Raw genomic sequence first — 22,736 nt, forward strand, 5'->3', positions numbered from 1 at the left:
AAATGCTCCCACTTTTCGACTTATCGTTGCAGCTAAATGGTTTTCCAATGAAGGAGGCTAAAGCCGAATTGCAAAAAATTGTAGCCTTTTCTGAAACAGAACTTGAAGTTTTCGTTGCAAATAAAAAAGTGGAAATTGTCCATTTTCATTTGCAAAATAATGCTTTTTACAAAGATTTAGTTGGAAATACAACTTTTACAAACTGGGAAGACTTACCGATTTTAAATAAAAAAAACTTACAAAAACCTTTAAAGGAACGGCTTTCGGAAGGCTATTCCGCTAAAAACAGTTACATCAATAAAACATCTGGTTCCAGCGGAACTCCTTTTATTTTTGCCAAAGACAAATACTCCCATGCGTTGACTTGGGCTTCAAACATGTATCGTTTTGGCTGGTATGAAATTGATTTTAATACTTCCTATCAAGCGCGTTTTTATGGAATTCCAATTAACTTTATTGGCAACAAAAAAGAACGTTTCAAGGATTTTTTGAGCCATCGGTTTCGGTTCTCCATTTTTGATTTATCAGATGCTGTTTTAGAAGGATTTTTGAATCATTTTCGAACTAAAAAATTCGATTATATCAATGGGTATACAAGTTCCATTGTTTTGTTTGCTAAATTTTTACAAAAGAAAAACATCGTATTATCAGCAATTTGTCCGAGTTTGAAAGTGTGCATGGTAACTTCTGAAATGCTTTTTGAAGAAGACAAACTCCTATTGGAAAAACAATTTGGCATTCCTATTGTCAATGAATACGGTGCATCAGAACTTGATTTGATTGCTTTTCAGAATAAGGAAGGAAAATGGCAAGTGAATTCAGAAACGTTATTTGTGGAAATTTTGGATGAAAATAATCGAGTTGTTCCAAATGGTACTTCAGGCCGAATCGTGATTACTTCCTTGTTCAATAAAGCACATCCTTTTATTCGCTATGACATTGGCGATCTTGGAATTCTAGACGAAAAAAGCACATTACAGAAACCCATTCTCAAGAAATTAATAGGCCGGACCAATGATGTTGCCATTTTACCCAGCGGGAAAAAATCACCTGGACTTACCTTTTATTATGTGACAAAAAGCATCATCGAGGACGACGGAAACGTGAAAGAATTTCTGATAAAACAAACCAAAATAGATACTTTTGAAATTGAATATGTGAGTGAAACCGAATTAAATTTGGAACAAATTGAAAAAATTAAAAGGGCGATTGAACAATATCTCGAACCGAATTTGAATTTTATATTTATCCGAAAAAAAAGTTTAGAAAGAAGCAATCGAGGCAAATTGAAGCAATTTAAATCGATGCTTTAATGGTCTTGGAATACCGTGGTTTGAAAATTAACTGCGTAAATAAAAACCCAACCATGCAAAGTGTTGCGCTAATTAAATTCAAATGATGATGCGTTCTGTACACGGCAAAATTATGCTTTACTAACTCCATTTTAGAAGCCGAAATAGAATTTTCTCGGATGCGATAAAAAGCTAAACTTTCCGGAACGGGCTGTGCAGTTTTTATTTTTTTGAGTACTGTAAGCCATTGTATCCAATCCTGACGCTTTCGAATGGGGGAAACAGCGATTTTTCCAAAGTAATTAGCTTCATAGATTCCCGTTAGATTCCCTATATAATTACAAAAAAATAACTGTTGGTAGGAAAGATGCAATGGCGCTTCAATTCTTTTGTTTAACGGGTTTCCCCCTTCGTTTATGCAATCATAAAAAGAAAATGTGAAAGGAAGCTTATTCACTTTCATAAAATCAAGTTGTTTGTCTAGTTTTTCGGGTTTCCACAAATCATCCGCGTCTAAAAAAGCAATAAATTTCCCGCTAGCTTGGGCCAAAGCGGTACTTCTGGCAATTCCTGTTCCGGAGTTTTTTATAAGTTTAAAAAGGTGGATTCTGCTATCTTTTTTTGTGATTTCTTCAACTATAGATACCGTTTGATCCGTAGAGCAATCGTCTACAATAATCATTTCCCAGTTTTTATAGGTTTGATTTTGCACGGATTGAATGGTTTCAGTGATGAATTTTTCCGAATTAAAAGAAGGCGTAATTATGGATACAAGTGGTTTTTCCATTATTAATACGCTTTTTCATCACCTTTTATGGTGTTGTATATTGTGTTAAAAACAATCTTAATATCTAATAAAATAGACCAATTTTCTAAATAAAAAATATCAAATTTTACTCTGTTGATAATATCTTTATCTGTTTCGACTTCACCACGAAATCCTTTGGTTTGAGCAAGTCCGGTTATTCCTGGCTTTACAAAGTGGCGTACCATGAACTTATCCACCTTCAGCGCATACATTTCGGTATGACTTACCATGTGGGGTCTGGGACCTACAACGGACATATCGCCAAATAGTACATTTAAAAACTGTGGCAGCTCATCAATACTTGTTTTCCGTATAAACTGACCTACTGTAGTTACCCGAATATCATTTTTAGAAACCTGATTTATATCAGCTTCATCGTTTAATTCCATCGATCTGAATTTGTAGCAATTGAATTCTTTATAATTTAATCCGTTCCTTTTTTGGATAAAAAATAAAGGCCCTTTGGATTCCCATTTTATAAAAATTGCGAGAATTATGGTAAGCCAAGATAACAACCCTAGAATCACCACAACCGAAAATAAAATATCAAAAACCCGTTTGATCACCTTGTTCAAGCTATCGTCTAACAAGATATTTCTCAAGGAAATTACTGGAATGTAATTGTAATATTCAAAAGTAAAATTCCGGGAAAGAATCTGCTTTTTGTCCGGAATAAATTTTAATGTTTTTAGGTTATTGTCAGCAAAATATACAATTTCATTAATTTGACTTTGCGTCAAATCACTCATCGAACAATACATTTCATCTATTTTGTGTTCCAAAACAAAGGCAAAACTCTCCCTAAGCTTTCGCACTTTATCTTTTTTCAAGTCAAAAACTTTTTCTAATTTGTATCCATAATCTGGATTTTTAGTAAAAAACTGTTGTAATGGCTCCACACTTTTAGAATTTCCTAACAGTATTACAGTTCTAAAATTACCGCCAAAAAGCACTCTGTACCTTTTTAGAAAATAATAAATACACAGTTTAATGATTAGAATTAAGAACAGCGAAACTGAAGTGAAGAGAACGATTCTTTGAAAACTGGAGTTTTCAGAGTCAAAAAAAGCGAAGACGAGACAAAAAAGGGTAAATAAAACACCTTGTTTTAAAGCACAGTTTAATATAGATATCAATTTTGTGTATCTGTATACTTCATAAAACCCAAGATTGGCCGCTATAATAAACCAGCTGGCACTTATAAATAAGGAATAAAAAACCTTATTTACAGGAAAGTCAGTCAAGTATACCGAAAGCACATTGATAAAGATCAAGTCTATTACAAATGAAAAAGGGCGAATGTAACCTGAATACCTTCCCGTTTTGGTTTTCACAAATTTATCTGATTAGAAAAAGTGTAATACTCTTCTTTTACTACTATAATCCATAATTACTCTGATGCTGAATTTTCATACCTAAACTTAGGCTTTTTAAACTGTTTTAAAATCGTTGAATTAAAAGATATATTTTGAGAAATCTTTATGCTCCTCTTTAGAAAGTTCTTCTTTAGATAACGATTTGAAATAATCATAGGTGATTTTCATTCCTTCGGTGCGACCCACTTTAGCTTCCCATCCCAACAAGTTTTTAGCTTTTGTGATGTCTGGCTGACGCTGCAACGGATCGTTTATGGGTAAGGGATGATACACCACTTTTTGATTGGTTCCGGTTAGTTTTATGATTTCCTCGGCAAAATCTTTGATCGTAATTTCGTCCGGATTTCCAATGTTGACCGGATAAACATAATCCGAATGCAGCAATCTGTAGATTCCTTCGACTTGATCGTCTACATAACAAAACGAACGCGTTTGCATCCCGTCACCAAAAATGGTTAAATCTTCTCCGCGAATCGCCTGACCTATGAATGCTGGAATAACACGGCCATCATTAAGTCTCATTCTTGGCCCATACGTATTAAAGATTCTAACGATTCTGGTTTCGACGCCATGAAACGTATGATATGCCATAGTGATTGATTCTTGAAAACGTTTTGCTTCGTCATAAACCCCTCTTGGTCCAATGGTATTCACATTACCATAATATTCTTCGGTTTGCGGATGAACCAATGGATCTCCGTACACTTCAGAAGTGGATGCGATAAGAATTCGTGCATTTTTTACTCTGGCCAATCCCAACAAATTGTGCGTTCCCAAAGAACCCACTTTCAGGGTTTGAATTGGAATTTTTAGATAATCTATAGGACTTGCCGGGGAGGCAAAATGAAGGATGTAGTCTAAATTTCCCGGTACATGGACAAACTTAGTGATGTCATGATGGTAAAATTCGAATTGTTCTAATTTAAAAAGATGCTCAATATTTTTTAAATCTCCCGTTATGAGATTGTCCATTCCAATAACAAAATAGCCTTCCTTGATAAAACGGTCACATAAATGTGATCCTAAAAATCCTGCGGCTCCGGTGATAAGTATTCTTTTCATAGTAATTATTTAAACGTAACAAATGTAATTGATTTGAAGAAAACTCACCCACAAACCGCATCTTTCTTTTTAAATTCGAAGGAGGAAATACAAGGTTTTCTAGGGCATATCGTACCGTGATCTACTATATCTTTGCTTTTTAAAAGAAAAAACAAAGGATACCGCTCCTCCCGGGGCTAAGGAACAACAAATTGCTTTTTCGGATTTGATTTTACATCAATTCTATCTCCGTTTATTGTAAAAGTGCAAAAGAATACTTTATTTTTGTTTCCCACGCAAAAAACAAACATTTGAAAGTTGTACATATAATTGAAGCATTAGGCGGAGGCATTTATACCTATTTTGAAGATCTAACCCATCATTTCGAAAAAGAAATCATTCTTCAAAAAGTACAAACTTCCATCCTATACAGTGACAATCGCAAAGAGATTGACCCAGAAAAAGTAACCCAATTATTTGCTACTATTCCAACTGTCAAAATTGAGATGAGGCGAGAAATAAACTTCATTTCAGACCTTAAAGCATTACAAAAATTAGTCTTTGAACTTCAAAAAATCAAACCTGATATAGTCCATTTACATTCTTCTAAAGCAGGAGTTTTAGGGAGAATCGCTTGCAGTTTTTTGAACCCAAAACCAAACGTTTTTTATACACCGCACGGATATGCGTTTTTGCGTACCGATATTTCTACTATGGCCAAAAAAGGATATTGGTACATCGAGAAATTCTTTCAGAAAATTTTCGGAGGAATCACCATCGCTTGTGGTGACTCGGAGTTTGAAATGGCAAAACAACTAGGAAAAGCCGAAATGATTAGAAATGGAATAGATATTTCTGCCATCGAAAACTATTCACAAGCCGTTGATAATACAAAACTAACCATAGGAATTGCAGGGCGGATTACTGCGGCTAGAAATCCAAGACAATTCAATGCCATTGCTTTGCAATTTCCAGAGTATCAATTTGTATGGATTGGCGATGGAGAAGAACGCGATAAAATTACTGCCCCAAATATCAAAATTACAGGTTGGTTTATAGAAAAAAAACAGGTGTACGAGCAAATAAATGCTTTAGATATCTATCTTCAAACCTCACTTTGGGAAGGATTACCTATCGCGGTTCTTGAGGCTATGGCATTACAAAAACCAATAATTGCGACTAAAATAAATGGCAATAAAGATACCGTTGTTCACAAAGAGACTGGCTTTTTATACCAAGAATTATCGGAGTTATCGCTCTATTTCAAAATCCTTGAAGATTCAAAAGTTAGAGCTCAATTTGGCAACAAGGGCAAAACAAGATGTAAAGATTTATTTAATACAACAATTAATTTCACAGCACTTCAGAAGTTGTATGAACGTTACTTTTTTGCTGCAGCCAAAAACTTCCAAAAATAGAAAACCAAAAGCCGCTAAACGTAATTCCGTCGAAACGCAATAAAAAATCATCAGTCAAATTCGAAGTAAAAAAAAGAAAAAAGAAAGCAAAAATTAATGCGTTTTTTAAATCGATTCCCAGATAACCAATCGTTCCAATAAAAAGCAAAACCACTAGCGGCCCTAAAACACCAAACTTCAACAAAGAGTCTAAAAATTGATTGTGTGTAGGAAAAGCATATTTTGCTAAAAAATACTGATTCGTTTGTTTATAATAATTTACTAATTCTGGTTTTCCATCCGAAGCTCCAACGCCAAAAGGTAAATGTTGCAAAGATAATTCCCAAGCCGATTGCCAGATAGAAACTCTGGTTACGAGAGAATTAAAAACCTTTATTTCGGGATGATCAATTTCGTCAAGCTTCCCCACTTTGTCCATGTAAGCAAAAGTTACCGTGCTATATTTTTCTTTCATATACGAATTTTTTTGAATAAAGAGAAAAAGAACCCCACACACTACACCACCAATAACTACAGTAAAAAGCAATACCTTTTTTAGGTCAAATTGTGCTGCAAAAAACGAAAACAATACCAATAAATACCCAACTAAAACATTGAATAAAGCCATTCGAGTATTAACTAAAAGCACAACAAAAAAAGAGATTACAAATATCAAAAAGGATATAAACACAAGTCCAATCTTCTTTTTCGATTGGCAACTTTGCATTAACAAATACAAGGCTGAAATACTCACAAAAACCAAGTGCATATTGAGAGCTGGAGCATGAATTCCGATAGAATTTGCAAAAACATAGCCCATTTCCCATAGGTGAATTCCATGCCAATACTTAGTGATATGCTCCGGAAAAACAAATACAAAACGCAACACAAAAACAATCATTACTAACGTGGTACTATTTACATAAAATTGTAACAATTTTTGAAATGAAATGCGTTTGTAATTTCCCAAAATAATTAGTGGAAATAAGACTAAAGAGACTGTCTTTTCTAAAGATTTAATACCTTGCGCAAAAGAATCATTGTTCCAAAATAGCAATAATTCTAACAAAAAAGGCGATGCGATTGTACTGGCTAAAATCAATGCCTTTCTAGATAACTTTATTTTCTTGAAATAGAACATATTAAAAATAGCGAAAGCAAAAATTAACCAAGTACAAGGCTTCCTGAAAATTAGCGTACAAGCTATCGCCCCCAAAAAAAAAGAGAAAACTTTATTGAACTGCTTTTCGGAAATGGTCATAATAAAGAGCATAATAAATTAATGGGAAAACACCCATTTTGTGACGAATCGCTGATCCTAAATCAGGTTCAAAAACCCCTTGAATGATAAAAAAAGAAAATATAAAAAGAAGCATCCATAACTCGTAAACATATTTTTTTTTATCTTTTATGCAACGTGCCAATCGAACCAATAAAATATAAAACAGAAATAATTGCCAAATTACGAATAACAAAATTTGTGGAGAAAAAATATGCTTCAACCCGTTAAGGGGGACATTTACAGTAAAAAAACCATACAAAATCCCTATGATTTCACCATACCAAGTGTCTGTTTTTACAGGTGAAACAATGCTTGAATTAGCATCAACAGATCCTAATCGGGCGCTATTTATAAGCTCTCTGCTTTGCTCTGAAAAAAATTCTCCTTGTACAAAGCCATAACTCAATGACAAAAAAATTACAATTACAATTCCGTAAAAAAGAGTTGCAAAAGTACGATTCGGAATCTTGACACAAGTAACCCAATACATTCCCATGGCTACGATAGGCAGTAGCGCAAAATAAGGCCTGTAGATAACTCCAAAAAACACAAAAAGAGACAAGGCTATAAATAAGGTAGTCTGAAAAGTAAAATGCTTATTTTGAAATAAGAAAACGATCACGGAGAGGTACAAAAAAGTAATAAACTCCTTGGAAGGCATTGCCATAAAAATCGCAATCATGATGAAAGCAAAATACACCAAAATATTCTTAATTGTAACTTTCTCAAACGTACTTGGAATTCCTATTTTATACAAAATACCCATTAAAATGGAAAACTGAATCAATGCAATTATTGAAAAAGGCAAATAACGCAAACCTGTAATTTTATAAAATAGAATAGTTAATGGGTAACTTCCAAAATAACCAATTTCGTTACCATTGTCATAAGCAATTATAGCAGCATCATAAAAAAACCGTTTCGGTAAAATAAAACTCGCAGCAAAGGCCACAAATAGATTGAGTCCCACAAGAATTAAAAAAGCTACCTTATTTTTTTTTATGAGTAAAGACATTTAGGTCTGATTGAAAATAGAAGTGACAAACTTAACTCAAAAACAACTTAATCCCGTCTTTGTAATACACAAAAAGAGCTGTTCCAAAATTCCAAAAAATTGCACTCGCCGAAAAAGCGATTGCCCCTCCTAACATTCCATAGGAAGGAATTAACCAATAATTGAGAATAAAATTAAGGCCAAGAGCGCCCAAAACAATACGTTGAAAAATTCGTTGCCGCCCAGTCATGTTTAAATAAACAGGAGCCGACCCAAAAAAGGCACAAAAACCTTGTCCCAAAACCAATACTACTAATGCCTCTTTCGCCGCTAAATAATTGGGGCCAAAAAAATTCAAAACAAACTCCGGAAAAATAAGCAATCCAATAACTGCGGGTAGCGTAATCGCTACAATTAATCGGGAACTATTTTGAACTATTTGCTGTACTTTTTCAATTTCTTTATTCGAAAAACTTGCTGCGATAGATGCCGAAACGGTAATGTTTATTGTCAAAATAATAACAGACAACAATGTCATTAACTTGACCGCCACCGAATAAAAAGCAACTGCTGCGTAACCTTGGTATTTTTTTAAAAACAAGATGTCAAAACTCATCATCAAAAAAATAGCCATTCCGCTTACGGCTATGGGAAAAGATTGAGTGATAATCTCTCGAGCTGAGAAACAATCCGTAGTGCAAATAGCTGTTTTTTTTGTAAAAAAATAAAAAGTTAGTACTGTAGTAACAATTCCCAAAAAAACAAAACTCAACAATAGAGCATCCACTAAATACAATTCTAATTGCCATTGAACTAATAAAACAGCCAGAACAATAATAGGCAAGTATTTAAAAACATTTCGAAATAATTCAGCTACTACTATTTCCTCTAATGCTCTAAAAACCTCAACGTTTAGAATAGCAAGTCCATAAAAAAACATAACTGCGGAGGCTTTGAATAGAAGGAAATAAGTTGTATTATCAGCAAAAAATAGTGTAATAACAGAAGCATCTAATAGTACAAAAAAAAGAAATAAAAGTAAGGATGCTAAAAACAGCATCAAAACCATTTTTAAATATACTTTCTTCAAATGGCCTAAAGAATAATTAGGATACAAACGCCCTTTAAAATACAATATGGATTGGTCAAATCCTAGCAAACAAATACTACCGATTGCGAAAAGAAACGTACGCACAAAATCATATTGCCCAACTAGTTTAGGATCATATTTTTGAGTTAAAAACAAAGTAAAACCAAATAAAAGAACCACACCAAAAACCCGAATCAATAAGGTTAGTAAACTTTGCCGAACTACAGGATTTTGGACTGTTGTAAGTAAGTAGTATCGAATTGTTTTTAACACAATGGCTCTGTTTTGCAAAAGAAAAATATTTTTTTTAAGAAGCAATTACTTTTGATTTTGCTAATTGCTTTTGATAAAATCGAATGAACAAATGAATAAAAACAAATAATAATACTAGCAATACTGGCAATACAAACTTCATAACGCCATTTACTGATTTTGAAGTATCACTATTCAATGTGAATGTTACCTCTCTAATCGTTTTTTGAAAATTGATTAATTTTAATCGGTTTAGCCCTTGAATGTATAACAATTCCTGTTTGGTTTTAATAATATCATTCAGTTGTGTATTTTCATTATAATACATGAGCTTATCATTTTTTAATGCACTTTTTACATTGGCCGTAAACCCATTAAGAACTCCATTTATTTGTTGAATAATCGTGTCATTTTGAGTAATATCCTGTTTTAAATTTGCCAATCCTACCTTTTGTATGGCGGTAAAATATTCAGATTGATTTAGATAATTCAATAATGGTGTAATCAATTTTTTCTCACTAGTAGTTCCATTGGTAACAACCGCAATCGTATGGTACGTATAATTTTTACTAGTAATATTATCTTCAAGTACTTTTTTTACCTCTCCAACTTCTGCCATTAACTTAATCAACTCAAAGTTTCGCTCTTTATCTTCAATGAATTTATAAACATCAGCTATGGGTTTAATTTCAATTTTTATTAGATCTTCAGGTTGGGACAATCCTATTTCATTTTGTAAAAAAACGATATCGCCAGCATTAATTTTAGATTGAATCAAATTGATTTTTGCATACAAATAATCCACACTCCCAAAATTAGGAATTACAGTAATTTCAGTAGTATACAATTTATTATTCTTATCCAAAAACAATCCCAAACCAAAACCGATGATTAGTAATACTAAAACAACCTTCCATTGATTTAAAAAAAACTGAATACAATAGAACAACAGGGTATTCAACCTTCCGAACCCTTTTTTTAGCTTACTGGTAATTTGAAATACATCAATTTCTGAATCGCTATGCGCGTTTAAATTCATGAGCTAATTATTTTACGTTGAAAATTTGTTCTAATATTTTAATGGTAATCAAGTAAGTTGGTTTTACACCAGTGGTTCCTAGTCCGCCTGAAGCTAATGTACTTCCCGTTTCCAGCGGGTTATCTGATGCATAATACGCATATCTGACCTTCACATCATGTGGAACACTCTTTCTAATTTTTGAAGCTGATTGAATGGCTTTCTGGTAATAAGAACCCTCCATTTCCAACCCAATAATTCCCCAGGTCGACTCATGGAAAAACTTCAATAAATCCCTGTTCTGCAATGAAGTTCCTAAAACAGTAACCATGGGTCCGGCAAAAACAGCAATATCATTGCCTTCAAACATCTCAGCCGACAATTCATTATGGAAAAAATAATTATCTGCCGTTCCTTCATTAATGTGTGCATTCGGAATCATAATGTCCCCTTTTCCACCTTCCAGAATCCCAGCTTTCCCCATGATAGAAACCGATTCCACATTCAATAAAGTGTCTTTTTTAAACGGTTTCAGCAACTCATCAATCGTTTCATACGCCTGTTCCCCAAAAGCATAATCCATAACAATCAGTACTGGTTTTTTATCTCCGGTGTTTGCCTTTGGAAATGAGGTTTTTTCCCAGTCAATTTTGGCAGTATCAAAAATCTGAATATCGATATTCGTTCCTGAGGTATCCGGCAACGAAATCATTCCAAATTTCAAGGCTACTTCTTCCACTTGGTTTCGCACAGCATCTGCTCCGGATTTACTCAATTCCTCGTAAATAAAGAAATCTGATTTGTCTTTGAACTTAGTTTTCAACACTTCCGTAGCAAAAATAGAATTCATCACACTGTGCATGTTCGCACTAATCACGTGAATAGGGCGGTCTAAAAGTTCGTTTTCTTCTAGCACTTCTTTAATTTTGGTAGCCCAAATTTCCCCATGAATGTGGTGTCCCAATCGCTCTCTTAAAATAGGACTAAAGGTGATTGTTCTCTTATTATCGTCTACAATTTCTTCAATGGCGAGTTTCCCCAACCAAAAGATAACATGCAAGAAACGATCTGGCGCAGCAGCTGAACCAAATGCGTCATAAATATCCAATACTTCCTCAAATGTTCTTCCCAGAATATTAGCGGCATGCGAAATGGCTTTCTCTTTTTCTACCAAAGTCAGTTTCTTCTTTTGGGAAACTGCTTGTTCTAGTTTGAACCAGTCGCGGGAAACTTCACCGGCGTCATCCAGTAAAACCCTGTTTCTAATTTTGTGTGATTCTATGAAAATAAACGTCAAATGTGTCAGAATATCATAAATATCTGAGCGTCCACGAGTAATCTCCACGTTCATTTGTTCCTCGTCGATACGGTAACAATTGCGTCGCCTTTTTGGCGGTACAATTGCCTGAAAATGCGATTTAGAATACCCTTCATCCGAAGTTAAATTGATAAATCTGCATTCTTCAATTCCAACTGGCAGACGTTCAATTACATATAAAAGTCCGTTCAATTCTACTTTTTCTTCGGCAATATTTCCATAAATTTCTGGTCGTAATGCTAATAATGCTTCGCGCAATGTATCGCCTGAAATTCCCATCGGTTTGTAAAATCCCCTGTTAAAAAGGTGGCGCATCGTGATGTACATTTTTTCAATTGCTGCCGAAGACTCTTGTGCTCTGGAGCGTGATATATTTTTTGTTTCTTTCATTTTCTACTTATTTTCTAACCTTCAAAGGTAAGATATTTATTTACTTCTTAATAAATCCACAATACTTCTGTCATTAGAAAGCCTCGGAATTTTATTTTGTCCGCCCAGTTTGCCAATGGATTTCATATAGTCCTGAAAGCCATTTTTAGCCACTTTGGTAATCACCACTTTTCGCAACACTTTACCAACAATCAAATCATCATAATACATGTTTTGTTTTCGCATGGCATTGTCCAGCGCTTCCGCAAAAGATACGCTGTCTTCCGGGTCGTTTTCAAATTCAATAAACCATTCATGATACGGCAATCCCTCTGCAGGAGTGATTTGTGGTGCCACGGTAAACTCATTGATTCGAATGGTAGTTCCAAGAATTGCTTCCTGTAACGCACTTTCCACTTCTTTCCCAATTACATGTTCTCCAAAAGCCGAAATATAGTGTTTGATTCTTCCGGATACTATAATTCTGTAGGGTTTTAAACTGGTAAATTGAACGGTATCGCCTAAATCATATCCCCAAAGTCCTGCATTAGTAGAAATGATTAAAACGTAATTCACGCCCAGTTCCACTTCACCAATCGTAAAACGTCTTGGTCCCGAACCTTCGGGATTCGTATAAAATTCGTCCGATTTAATAAATTCATAAAAAATTCCCGAGTTTAAAAGCAGTAACATTCCTTTTTCTTTTTGTGAATCTTGGTACGCAAAAAATCCTTCCGAAGCCGGAAACAGCTCAATACTGTCTACTTTTCGACCTATCAAATTTTCAAATTTGGCGCGGTACGGTTCATAATTTACACCGCCGTAAATAAACAAATTGAAGTTTTTGAAGATTTCCCCAACAGGCTTCCCTCCTTTTTGATGCAATTTCTCAAAATACATTTGCACCCAGGAAGGAATTCCAGAAATCACAGCCATGTTCTCGTTGATTGTTTCCTCGACAATTGCATTCACTTTAGTATCCCAGTCTTCAATGCAATTGGTTTCCCAAGAGGGCATTCGGTTTTTTTGTAAATATTTTGGAACAAAATGCGCTACAATTCCAGATAAACGACCAAATTTTATTCCATTATTCACCTCCAGAAGTGGGCTTCCCTGCAAGAAAATCATTTTTCCATCTACAAAATCAGCGTTACCGGTTTCATGAATATAATGCAAAATAGCGTTTCTGGCTGCTGTAATGTGAAACGGCATGGATTCTTTTGTCAAAGGAATGTACTTAGCCCCAGATGTTGTTCCAGAAGTTTTAGCAAAATAAAGTGGCTTTCCTTTCCATAGCACATCAACTGACCCCTTGACCACCTTATCAATATAAGGTTTTAACCCTTCATAATCTCGAACAGGAACCTGATTTGTAAAATCATCGTAATTTTTAATTTGGTCAAAATGATGGTCTACGCCAAATTGGGTTTTATTTGCGTCTTTTATTAATTGTAAAAAAACTTTTTTTTGAGTTTCAATAGGATCAGTAGACCAAGCTTGTGTGGTATTGTAAATTTTTTTTGCAAATAATTTTGCTGCAATTGATTTTAGTGACATTTCTTCCTTCTGATTTTAATTGTTTGAGCCGCTGGGCGCACTCCATTTTATTGTAATAAAAACTATTTTACTTTATTGGAGGTTGACCCTTACCTTTGTTGGAGGATCGCAGGGAATTTACATTTTTCTCTTCCTGCGCAACCTGTTGCCTCAATTCTAATTCTTGTTTTGATGCAGACATATCAACCTGTGAAGGCGCTTCCTCTGCCTCCGCGAGTATTGAATCTTTATTGAATTTTGCATATTCTAATTCTCCGGTCAGCACTTTTTGAATCGATTGGATATAGGCTTCGTTTTGTTTTAATGCGCGTGACAAAGAATCCGATTTTAAAGACAATTCCATTGCATCCTTTTTCAATTTTGAAGAAGAATAGCCCGGTATAAATTCTCGTAAAGGAGTGAATGCAATGATAAAGGTGGTGACAAATGTAATAATTATAGCGCCTAAAGTCGCTACCACAAAAACGTTCATTAGGGTAAGCTTCAATGAAAAAGTTTCTTCAAAAGTATCTTCGTTTAGTATGATTAAACGTCTTTTATTAAATAAATTTTCCTTTAATTTCTGTCTTTTTAATCCTTTGTCGGGCATCCTTTTTGATTATTTAACAAATATAACAATTATTGTCGTTGATTGTATTCGCTTTTCTAGGATGATATTTCTTAATCTTGCATTCGTTTTTAATAAATTTTTAACGTTTTTAAAATTAAAATAAATGAATTTAAATGAGTTTCTATTAATTAATTCTCTATACCTTTGCTGATAGGTCTATTACAAACTTGCTTCGGCAATAAATTATCGTATTATGAGTAGTATAGGTGTTACAGAAATCCTTATTATATTGGCGGTTGTTTTATTACTTTTTGGAGGTAAAAAAATCCCAGAATTAATGAAAGGCTTAGGAAGCGGAATCAAAGAATTCAAAAACGCAGCCAAAGAAGATCCGTCAGCTGATAAAAAAGTAGACGAAACAAAATAAAAAAAGGCTTTTCATAATTTGAAAAGCCTTTTTTTATAATTTAAATGACCATCGTCAACTGAATTCTCTTTCTTTCCTCATCTACTTCGGTCACTTTGACTTGAACATGTTGGTGCAATTTAACCACTTCATTTACATCACTAACAAAACCGGCTTTGAGTTGCGAGATGTGAACCAACCCGCTTTCTTTGACTCCAATATCCACAAAACAACCAAAATTAGTAATGTTATTGACAATTCCCGGCAAAATCATTCCTGTTTTTATATCTTTTATCATTTTTACATTCGGATCAAATTCAAATACTTTAGCTGATTGTCTGGGGTCTAATCCTGGTTTCTCTAATTCCTTGATAATGTCTTTCAATCCCAATAAACCTATTTCTGGTGTACTATAGTTTTCTGGTTTTATCAAAGCTATTTTCTCTTTGTTGGCAATCAAATCATGCACCGTCAATTTCAAATCTTTAGCCATTTTTTCTACAATTCCATAGGCTTCCGGATGAACCGCTGAATTATCCAATGGGTTTTTTGCATTCGAAATTCGGATAAAAGCAACGCCTTGTTGGTACGCTTTTTCACCCAAACGCGGCACTTTTTTAAGTTGTTTTCTATCTGTAAAAGGACCGTTATCCGAGCGGTATTGTATTATATTTTCAGCCAGCTTCTCTCCTATTCCGCTCACGTAACTCAATAAATGCTTGCTCGCAGTGTTTATGTTTATCCCAACTGAATTCACGCAACGAACCACTGTATTATCCAATTCTTCTTTCAACTTGTTTTGGTCCACATCATGTTGGTATTGGCCTACGCCAATGGCTTTCGGGTCAATTTTTACTAATTCGGCCAATGGATCACTTAGTCGTCTACCTATAGAAACCGAACCTCGAACCGTGACATCATAATTCGGAAATTCATCTCTAGCAATTTTTGAGGCAGAATACACCGATGCTCCCGCTTCTGAAACGATAAAAACCTGGACCGGTTTGTCGAAAGCTATTTTCTTGATGAAGAATTCGGTTTCACGCGAAGCCGTTCCGTTTCCTGTTGAAATAGCATCAATTTTATACGAATTTACCATCGAACGAATTTTTTTCATCGCCATCGCTTCCTCTTTTTGAGGCGCATGCGGATAAATAGTTTCATTGTACAACAAATCTCCTTTTTCGTCCAAGCAAACAATTTTACATCCGCTTCTAAAACCGGGATCAATCGCCAGAATTCGTTTTTCACCCAACGGCGGCGCCAGTAATAACTGTCCAAGATTGTTCGCAAAAACCTGAATAGAATTGGCATCAGCCTTCACTTTAGCTTCTTGCAAAGTTTCATTTGAAATCGCCGGATTCAGCAATCGTTTGTAACTATCTTCGATAGCTAATTGAACGTGCGGTGTGGTTTTATTTTCACTTTTTAAAACTAACGCATCAATAATAACATACGCTTCATCAATATCAACTTCTACTTTAACCTTAATAAAACCTTCATTTTCGGCACGGAGCATGGCTAATAATCTGTGTGAAGGTGTTTTAGTCAACGGCTCAGACCAATCGAAATATTGATTAAATTTTTGTGCTTTTTCATCTTCTTTCTTTGTTTTTACCACTTTAGTCGTAATAATGGCTTTGCGTTCGTACAATCGTCGGAGTTGCTTTCGAACATAACTATTTTCATTAATCCATTCAGCAATAATATCTCTGGCGCCTTGTAGAGCTGCTGCTTCATTGCTTACTTTTTCGTTCAAATATTTTGTCGAAATAAAATCGACATCATCATTATTTTGCGCCATAATGATTTTGGCTAGTGGTTCCAATCCATTTTCTCTAGCCACATCGGCTTTGGTTTTTTTCTTCTTTTTGAATGGGAGATAAAAATCCTCCAATTCCTGTAAATCGAAACTTTGTTGTATTTTTTTTTCTAATTCTGGACTGAGCGCATTTTGTTCCTGAATCGATTTTAAAATCGCTTCTTTACGTTTTACAATCACTTCGTATTCTTTTTGAAGCTTTGCAATTTGTTCTATTTGTACCTCATCCAGATTTCCTGTTGTATCTTTTCGATAGCGAGAAATGAAAGGAATAGTACAATCTTCTTGTAATAATTGTACTGTTTTTTGAATGTTTATTGCTGCAGTCGCAACGACTTTTGATATGAATTGTATGTTAGTCATTTTAAATTTAAGATTATAAAATCATGTTGCTAAAATAGTATCTTTGAGTCAAAATTTCTTATTTATGTCTTTTTTATTCTGGTATTTTGCACTCATTAATTTGGTTGCTTTTTCAATAATAGCAGTTGACAAACAGCTAGCTGTAAATCAAAAAAGACGCATTTCAGAACTTAATTTGTTGCTGCCAAGCGTTATTGGCGGAACAATTGGTTCCGGTTTAGCAATGCTTCTATTTAGACATAAAACCTCAAAAGAAAGCTTCCTTTTGAGGTTTTACGGAATTATAGTAATTCAAATTTTAATCCTTTTTGGACTGTATAATTTTGGAATAATTAAATTCTAGCAAGAAATTTTATCTACTCTATTTTGGTGTCTTCCACCTTCAAATTCAGTACTTAAAAATGCTTCAACCATTTCTACTGCTTGTGGAATTGAAGTGTACCGAGCGGGAATACTAATAATATTAGCATCATTATGTTGACGAGCTAAAACTGCTATTTCTTTCATCCAGCATAAAGCCGCACGAACTTTAGATTGTTTATTGACTGTCATAGAAATTCCGTTGCCACTCCCGCAAATAACAATTCCAAAATCAGCTTTTCCCTCAGCAACATCTGTGGCAACAGGACGTCCAAAATCTGGATAATCTACACTTGCTGCTGAATCTGTTCCGTAATTAATTACTTCATGTCCTTTTGCTTGAAGCATTTCCACAATTGCTTTTTTGTATTCCGGACCTGCATGATCGTTTCCTATGGAGATTTTCATATACTATGTATTAAATAATGTTGTGCAAATTTAAATAAAGTAATCTATTCTGATGAATTAAATAAGTCCTATTTATTTGATAAATTCAATTTAAATATACCTTTAAAATTGAATTTAATATTTTATTTTGTAACTATCAGATCCTTATTTAATTAACAGTTATTAACAATTCCTTTTAATCCATAAATAGTTGTAAATCAATATAAATTTTGTATTATAAATGTTAAAATTTTACATTGTTAATAACGAAATGCAATTGCTTGATATTCAGTTAACTTTAAATTAACGTACTATGTTCATAACTTAAGATAGAATCTTAGAACTATTTTTGGGTAATATCTAAAAAATAAGTAATCCAAAACCTAGTTTTTAAATCCTAATTTAGTTTCGTTAATTTTTAGAATAGTTATTAATATTAAAAAGTGGGTTATCAACAAAATAGTGTTGTGTGAGTTATTTACAAAACCACTAGTTTTTATATTATCAACCATTGTTAATTAAAATATAAAAAGACTTTAAAATTAATACTTTATCTTAAAATAAGTATGTTAATAACTCTTAATAACATCTTTAAACTTGATTTCAACCATTTTTAAAATAAATTTATTGCCACTATTAACATGCTATAATAACAACCAAAAAATAATTTAAATTTAATTTTTCTTTTTATTTAAAATAATAGATGTTGACAACTTTCAAAAAAAGTACTGTTTTAGATTTAAACAATAGTCAGTTTTGTATTCATGTTATCTAATAATTCCTGAACCTTTTCAAAATCATTAATATGAACTTTAAGTTTAATTCCACCATAAGCAAAACTGCCAAACGGATCGATGGAAACCAACGTTTCATTTTCAAAAAAATAGTTGATTTTTTCCTGTTCTAATAAATGCTTTAGTACCACAATTTCATGTGAATAATTAAAGGTTCTAATTATTTTGAAATCTTCCATTTTTTCAATTTTTATAAAGATACGAAAGTTATTTTTTTAATAAATATAATCCGTAAAATCTGTAATATGATATCTTCTTTGTAATTTTAGACTTTTAAGAACCGATTTATGAGTAAAAGACTAAGAAAGCCGATAAAAAAAGAGAAAGATTTCTCTGAAAAAATAATAAAAATATTATCGCAAAGTGCTAATAAAGCATTCAATTATAAACAGATAGGAGCAAAACTTGAGCTTGATGATACCGAAAGCAGAAATCAAATTATAAAAGATTTGAAGATTCTGGCTTCGCAAAACAAAATCATAGAATCAGAGCCGGGTAAATACTTAGTAAAAGCAGAAAGTAAGGAGTATTACGAGGGTAAAATTGATATGACAAGCCGTAAAACAGCTTATTTTGTTTGTGCTGAAATGGAAGAAGATGTTTTTATCCCGACCAATAACTTGAACCACGCCTTAGATAAAGACATTGTCAAAGTGTATGTATACAACCGCAGAAAAGGAAAAAGACCCGAAGGTGAAGTAATTGAAGTACTTGAAAGAAATAAAACAGATTTTGTGGGTGTAATTGACATTCAAGCTAATTTTGCTTTTGTTTCTACTGCAAATCCAAAAATGTATACCGATATTTTTATTCCAAAGGATAAAATAGGCGAGGCCGAACAAGGTGATGTCGTTTTGGTACACATTGAAGATTGGCCGGCCAGAGCTGATAGTCCTTTTGGTTCCGTAATAAAAGTTTTAGGAAAACCAGGGGAACACGATACAGAAATTCACGCCATTCTTGCAGAATATGGTTTGCCGTCAGAGTTTCCTATTGAAGTAGAAATGTTTGCACAAAAAATTGATACTTCAATAGAAGAAAATGAAATTGCTAAACGTCGCGATATGCGAGATACGTTGACTTTTACAATTGATCCAAAAGATGCGAAGGATTTTGATGATGCACTTTCATTTAAAAAACTAGAAAATGGTAATTACGAAATTGGTATTCACATTGCTGATGTTTCGCATTATTTACAAGAAGGAACAATCCTGGATGATGAAGCGTATCAAAGAGCAACATCAGTTTATTTAGTAGATAGAGTAGTGCCAATGTTACCCGAAGTATTATCAAACTTTGCGTGTTCGTTGCGACCAAATGAAGAAAAATATACGTTTTCGGCTATATTTGAAATTAACGAAACATCCGAGGTTATCAACCAATGGTTTGGTCGAACGGTAATTTACTCTGATCAACGTTTTGCGTATGAAGAAGCGCAGTATATCATAGAGACCAAAGACGTTGTGATTCCATCAGAAATTTCGATCACGGCAAGTTCGTATCAAGTTTCGAAAGAAATTGTCGCTGCGACGCTAAAAATGGATGAATTAGCTAAAATTCTTAGAAAAAGAAGAATGGCTGAAGGAGCTATTACTTTTGATAAAGTGGAAGTGAAATTTAATTTAGACGAAGCCGGTGAACCGCAAGGCGTTTATTTTAAAGTTTCGAAAGATGCCAATCATCTGATTGAAGAATTCATGCTTTTAGCCAACAGAAAAGTAGCGGAATACATTGGAAAACAAAAGAAAACGTTTATTTACAGAATTCACGATGAACCCAATGAGGATAAACTTTTTGCGATGCAAGCTGTTATTGCTAAGTTTGGACATAAAATTGATTTTAAACAAGGTTCTATTTCACAAGCTTTAAATAAATTAATGGAAGATGTAAATGGTAAAAAAGAACAAAATTTAATTGATACCCTTGCGATTAGAAGTATGAGTAAAGCCAAATATTCTACGGATAACATAGGACATTATGGTTTAGCTTTTGATTATTATTCGCATTTTACATCACCAATTCGTCGTTATCCGGATGTGATGGTGCATCGTTTGTTGCAACATTATCTGGACGGAGGTAAATCAGTAGATGAAGAAACGTATGAAACAAAATGCGTTCATTCGTCCACAATGGAAGGTTTAGCAACTAATGCTGAACGTGATTCTATTAAGTACATGCAGGTCAAATACATGCAAGATCATCAGGACGAGGAATTTTTGGGTGTAATTTCCGGTGTGACAGAATGGGGAATTTATGTAGAAATTATCGAAAATAAATGTGAAGGAATGTGTAGAATCAGGGATATAAAAGACGATTATTACACCTTTGATGAAAAACAATACGCACTTACTGGTGCAACTTCTGGAAAATTGTTACAATTAGGAGATGAAATTTATGTTAAAGTAAAAAATGCTGATTTAGTTAAAAAACAACTGGATTTTAATTTTTTAAGAAGAATTGGAGAACCATTAAAATAAAAAAAATGAAATCAAATATTCACGACACGAGTGCTAACGAACTGGCGAAGCAATACCAAAAAATAAATATTAGAAATAGGAGTAAAAAATTAGTGATTATTGCTTTTATATTTTTAAGTCAAATAACAAATGCTCAGATAACCAGAAATTTAGGAGATTTTGATGAAGTAAAAGTATTTGATAAAATCAGTGTTAAATTAATTGCAGCCTCAGAAAACAAAATTATTATAACCGGTGCTCGTGCAGATGAAGTGGAAACGGTGAATAAGAACGGTGAATTAAAAATCAGAATGCCTTTCCCTAAATTATTATCTGGAGATGATATTAAAGTTAAGTTATATTTTAAAACCTTGCAAAGTATTGCTGTAAGCGAGGGAAGTTATGTATCAAGTGACTCTGATTTTAAACAAACAGTATTAGATTTAAATGCAAAATCTGGAGGCGAAATAAAGTTAGAAATTGATGTTGATAAAGTAGAAGTGAAAGCGAATGCTGGAGGAATAGTTTCAGTATCCGGTAGAGCCAAAAATCAAGATGTTGTAATTACCTCGGGCGGAATTCTTAATGCTAAGGATTTAGAGACTTCTCAAACAACCATAAGTGTTGCTGCAGGAGGACAATCAGAAATTCATGCCACAATATTAGTGGATGCAAAAGTAAAAGCTGGAGGCTCAATTTTTATCTATGGAAAACCAAAACAGATTAACCAAAATGTTTTCATTGGTGGCACTATCTTAGAGAAAAATTAGTATTTTAGTTTATTTTTCATACCAATAAATTTAGATATTTAATGATAAACGATATTCTAGCTGGTATTCCTTGGGGAATTTTCTTAAGTTTTATGATTGGCCCTGTTTTTTTTATTTTACTGGAAACAAGTATTATAAAAGGATTTAGAGCGGCTTTAATATTTGATTTAGGCGTAATTTTAGGAGATATTGTTTTCATCGGAATTGCTTATTTAGGCAGTTACCGGTTAATTCAAAGTTTAAAAGACCAACCAGCACTTTTTATTTTTGGAGGTGTGTTGATGCTCGCTTATGGTGTAATTTCTTTCCTGCAATTAAAAAAAGAAGAGAAAATAAATACAGACATTATCGATAAGGAAATAGTTAAAAAAAATTATTTAAGCCTTTTTATAAAAGGCTTTTTGTTAAATATTATCAATATAGGTGTACTTGGTTTTTGGTTGGCTATTATTATTTCAGTAGGACCAAAACTAGAAATGCAAACATTTAGAATGGTCACTTTTTTTATTGCAGTTATTGGAACCTATTTATTTATAGATTGTATCAAAATTGGATTAGCTAAACAATTAAAAACAAAACTTACCCCTAATAACATCCTTAAAATTAAAAAAGGAATCAGTATTGTAATGATGGTTTTTGGGATGGTTTTGATCACCCAAGGTTGGTTTCCGGAAGAAAAAGAATTGGTAAAAAAAGCATTTGATAAAATAGATAATTAAAGTCTATTACGTTTTTTTAAACCATTAAGAAATTAAGAAAAATTAAGTCTTAAGTCTTAATAAAATGTAGTTTCTTAATGGTAAAAATTTGAGTCAAAAAAAACTAAAGTGTTTTAAAGGTTTTATATTTTATCCGGATTCGAACCCTAATTTTCCTAAAAATTAGACATAAAAAAACCTCCAAATTACTTTGAAGGTTTTAGAGGCATCTCTCGAAGCTTCAGGACGGATTCGAACCCTATATTTATTTAATTTTTCCTAAAAATTAGACATAAAAAAAACCTCCAAATTGCTTTGAAGGTTTTAGAGGCATTG

Annotated in this window: 20 protein-coding genes; 7 read left to right on the forward strand and 13 right to left on the reverse strand. The window is 33.4% G+C overall.

All coding sequences use genetic code 11. The features are described 5' to 3' along the window. Nucleotides 1–2 precede the first annotated feature (2 nt). Nucleotides 3–1,313, forward strand: a complete 1,311-nt coding sequence (locus EKM03_RS00725; RefSeq protein WP_126739702.1) for a phenylacetate--CoA ligase family protein — start codon at nt 3–5, stop codon at nt 1,311–1,313. Here EKM03_RS00725 and EKM03_RS00730 read toward each other — a convergent pair. The 3 genes from EKM03_RS00730 to EKM03_RS00740 all read right to left on the reverse strand — a co-directional run bounded on the left by EKM03_RS00730 (nt 1,297) and on the right by EKM03_RS00740 (nt 4,538). Beyond that, nucleotides 1,297–2,079: a glycosyltransferase family 2 protein gene (locus EKM03_RS00730; protein ID WP_126739703.1), complete on the reverse strand. Its 783-nt coding sequence runs from the start codon at nt 2,077–2,079 to the stop codon at nt 1,297–1,299. The genes EKM03_RS00725 and EKM03_RS00730 overlap by 17 nt on opposite strands. Before the next feature lie 2 nt (nt 2,080–2,081). Beyond that, nucleotides 2,082–3,434: an exopolysaccharide biosynthesis polyprenyl glycosylphosphotransferase gene (locus EKM03_RS00735; protein WP_126457770.1), complete on the reverse strand. Its 1,353-nt coding sequence runs from the start codon at nt 3,432–3,434 to the stop codon at nt 2,082–2,084. A 120-nt stretch (nt 3,435–3,554) separates the two neighbouring features. Beyond that, a complete protein-coding gene (locus tag EKM03_RS00740; RefSeq protein ID WP_126457769.1) occupies nt 3,555–4,538 on the reverse strand; it encodes a UDP-glucuronic acid decarboxylase family protein in 984 nt (327 codons plus the stop codon). A 290-nt stretch (nt 4,539–4,828) separates the two neighbouring features. Between EKM03_RS00740 and EKM03_RS00745 the strand changes: the two genes are divergently transcribed. Beyond that, nucleotides 4,829–5,935: a glycosyltransferase gene (locus EKM03_RS00745; RefSeq protein ID WP_126567827.1), complete on the forward strand. Its 1,107-nt coding sequence runs from the start codon at nt 4,829–4,831 to the stop codon at nt 5,933–5,935. Here EKM03_RS00745 and EKM03_RS00750 read toward each other — a convergent pair. The 7 genes from EKM03_RS00750 to EKM03_RS00780 form a co-directional block, all read right to left on the reverse strand. Next, nucleotides 5,871–7,055 carry an O-antigen ligase gene (locus tag EKM03_RS00750; protein WP_233584040.1) on the reverse strand — a complete coding sequence of 395 codons (1,185 nt, stop codon included), beginning with the start codon at nt 7,053–7,055 and terminating at the stop codon, nt 5,871–5,873. The genes EKM03_RS00745 and EKM03_RS00750 overlap by 65 nt on opposite strands. Nucleotides 7,056–7,146: 91 nt before the next feature. Then, on the reverse strand, nt 7,147–8,211 hold the full coding sequence (locus tag EKM03_RS00755; protein WP_126739705.1) for a hypothetical protein: 1,065 nt from the start codon (nt 8,209–8,211) through the stop codon (nt 7,147–7,149). Between the two features lie 31 nt (nt 8,212–8,242). Continuing rightward, on the reverse strand, nt 8,243–9,553 hold the full coding sequence (locus EKM03_RS00760; protein WP_158616360.1) for an MATE family efflux transporter: 1,311 nt from the start codon (nt 9,551–9,553) through the stop codon (nt 8,243–8,245). 34 nt (nt 9,554–9,587) lie between these two features. Next, on the reverse strand, nt 9,588–10,571 hold the full coding sequence (locus tag EKM03_RS00765; protein ID WP_126739707.1) for a hypothetical protein: 984 nt from the start codon (nt 10,569–10,571) through the stop codon (nt 9,588–9,590). Nucleotides 10,572–10,578: 7 nt separating this feature from the next. Continuing rightward, on the reverse strand, nt 10,579–12,258 hold the full coding sequence (locus EKM03_RS00770; RefSeq protein ID WP_126561364.1) for a hypothetical protein: 1,680 nt from the start codon (nt 12,256–12,258) through the stop codon (nt 10,579–10,581). 36 nt (nt 12,259–12,294) lie between these two features. Then, nucleotides 12,295–13,794, reverse strand: a complete 1,500-nt coding sequence (locus EKM03_RS00775; RefSeq protein WP_126552844.1) for a GH3 auxin-responsive promoter family protein — start codon at nt 13,792–13,794, stop codon at nt 12,295–12,297. Between the two features lie 67 nt (nt 13,795–13,861). After that, on the reverse strand, nt 13,862–14,383 hold the full coding sequence (locus EKM03_RS00780) for a peptidase (RefSeq protein ID WP_126552842.1): 522 nt from the start codon (nt 14,381–14,383) through the stop codon (nt 13,862–13,864). A 214-nt stretch (nt 14,384–14,597) separates the two neighbouring features. On the opposite strand from EKM03_RS00780, the gene tatA reads away from it, so the two are divergent. Further along, nucleotides 14,598–14,771: a twin-arginine translocase TatA/TatE family subunit gene (tatA, locus tag EKM03_RS00785; protein ID WP_126454940.1), complete on the forward strand. Its 174-nt coding sequence runs from the start codon at nt 14,598–14,600 to the stop codon at nt 14,769–14,771. Nucleotides 14,772–14,811: 40 nt separating this feature from the next. On the opposite strand, the gene EKM03_RS00790 is transcribed toward tatA, so the two are convergent. Next, nucleotides 14,812–16,935, reverse strand: coding sequence for a Tex family protein (locus tag EKM03_RS00790; protein ID WP_126739708.1), 2,124 nt, complete (start codon nt 16,933–16,935; stop codon nt 14,812–14,814). A gap of 64 nt (nt 16,936–16,999) precedes the next feature. On the opposite strand from EKM03_RS00790, the gene EKM03_RS00795 reads away from it, so the two are divergent. Further along, nucleotides 17,000–17,278: a DUF1294 domain-containing protein gene (locus EKM03_RS00795; RefSeq protein WP_126454936.1), complete on the forward strand. Its 279-nt coding sequence runs from the start codon at nt 17,000–17,002 to the stop codon at nt 17,276–17,278. Here the strand turns inward: EKM03_RS00795 and rpiB are convergent. Beyond that, nucleotides 17,275–17,703 (reverse strand): ribose 5-phosphate isomerase B, encoded by a 429-nt coding sequence (gene rpiB, locus EKM03_RS00800; protein ID WP_126739709.1) that lies wholly within the window; start codon nt 17,701–17,703, stop codon nt 17,275–17,277. The genes EKM03_RS00795 and rpiB overlap by 4 nt on opposite strands. A gap of 718 nt (nt 17,704–18,421) precedes the next feature. Next, nucleotides 18,422–18,655, reverse strand: coding sequence for a DUF2007 domain-containing protein (locus tag EKM03_RS00805; RefSeq protein WP_126739710.1), 234 nt, complete (start codon nt 18,653–18,655; stop codon nt 18,422–18,424). A gap of 108 nt (nt 18,656–18,763) precedes the next feature. On the opposite strand from EKM03_RS00805, the gene rnr reads away from it, so the two are divergent. Genes rnr through EKM03_RS00820 form a run of 3 tightly spaced genes read left to right on the forward strand, consistent with a single transcriptional unit; the run spans nt 18,764 to nt 22,421 of the window. Continuing rightward, entirely contained in the window at nt 18,764–20,953 is a 2,190-nt protein-coding gene (gene rnr, locus EKM03_RS00810; protein ID WP_126739711.1) for a ribonuclease R, read from the forward strand. Nucleotides 20,954–20,958: 5 nt separating this feature from the next. Beyond that, entirely contained in the window at nt 20,959–21,702 is a 744-nt protein-coding gene (locus EKM03_RS00815; protein ID WP_126739712.1) for a head GIN domain-containing protein, read from the forward strand. Between the two features lie 41 nt (nt 21,703–21,743). Beyond that, nucleotides 21,744–22,421 carry a LysE family translocator gene (locus EKM03_RS00820; protein ID WP_126452318.1) on the forward strand — a complete coding sequence of 226 codons (678 nt, stop codon included), beginning with the start codon at nt 21,744–21,746 and terminating at the stop codon, nt 22,419–22,421. Nucleotides 22,422–22,736: the final 315 nt, after the last annotated feature.

Origin of the sequence: Flavobacterium sp. GSP6 (assembly GCF_003984855.1) — a bacterium.
Lineage (GTDB): Bacteria > Bacteroidota > Bacteroidia > Flavobacteriales > Flavobacteriaceae > Flavobacterium.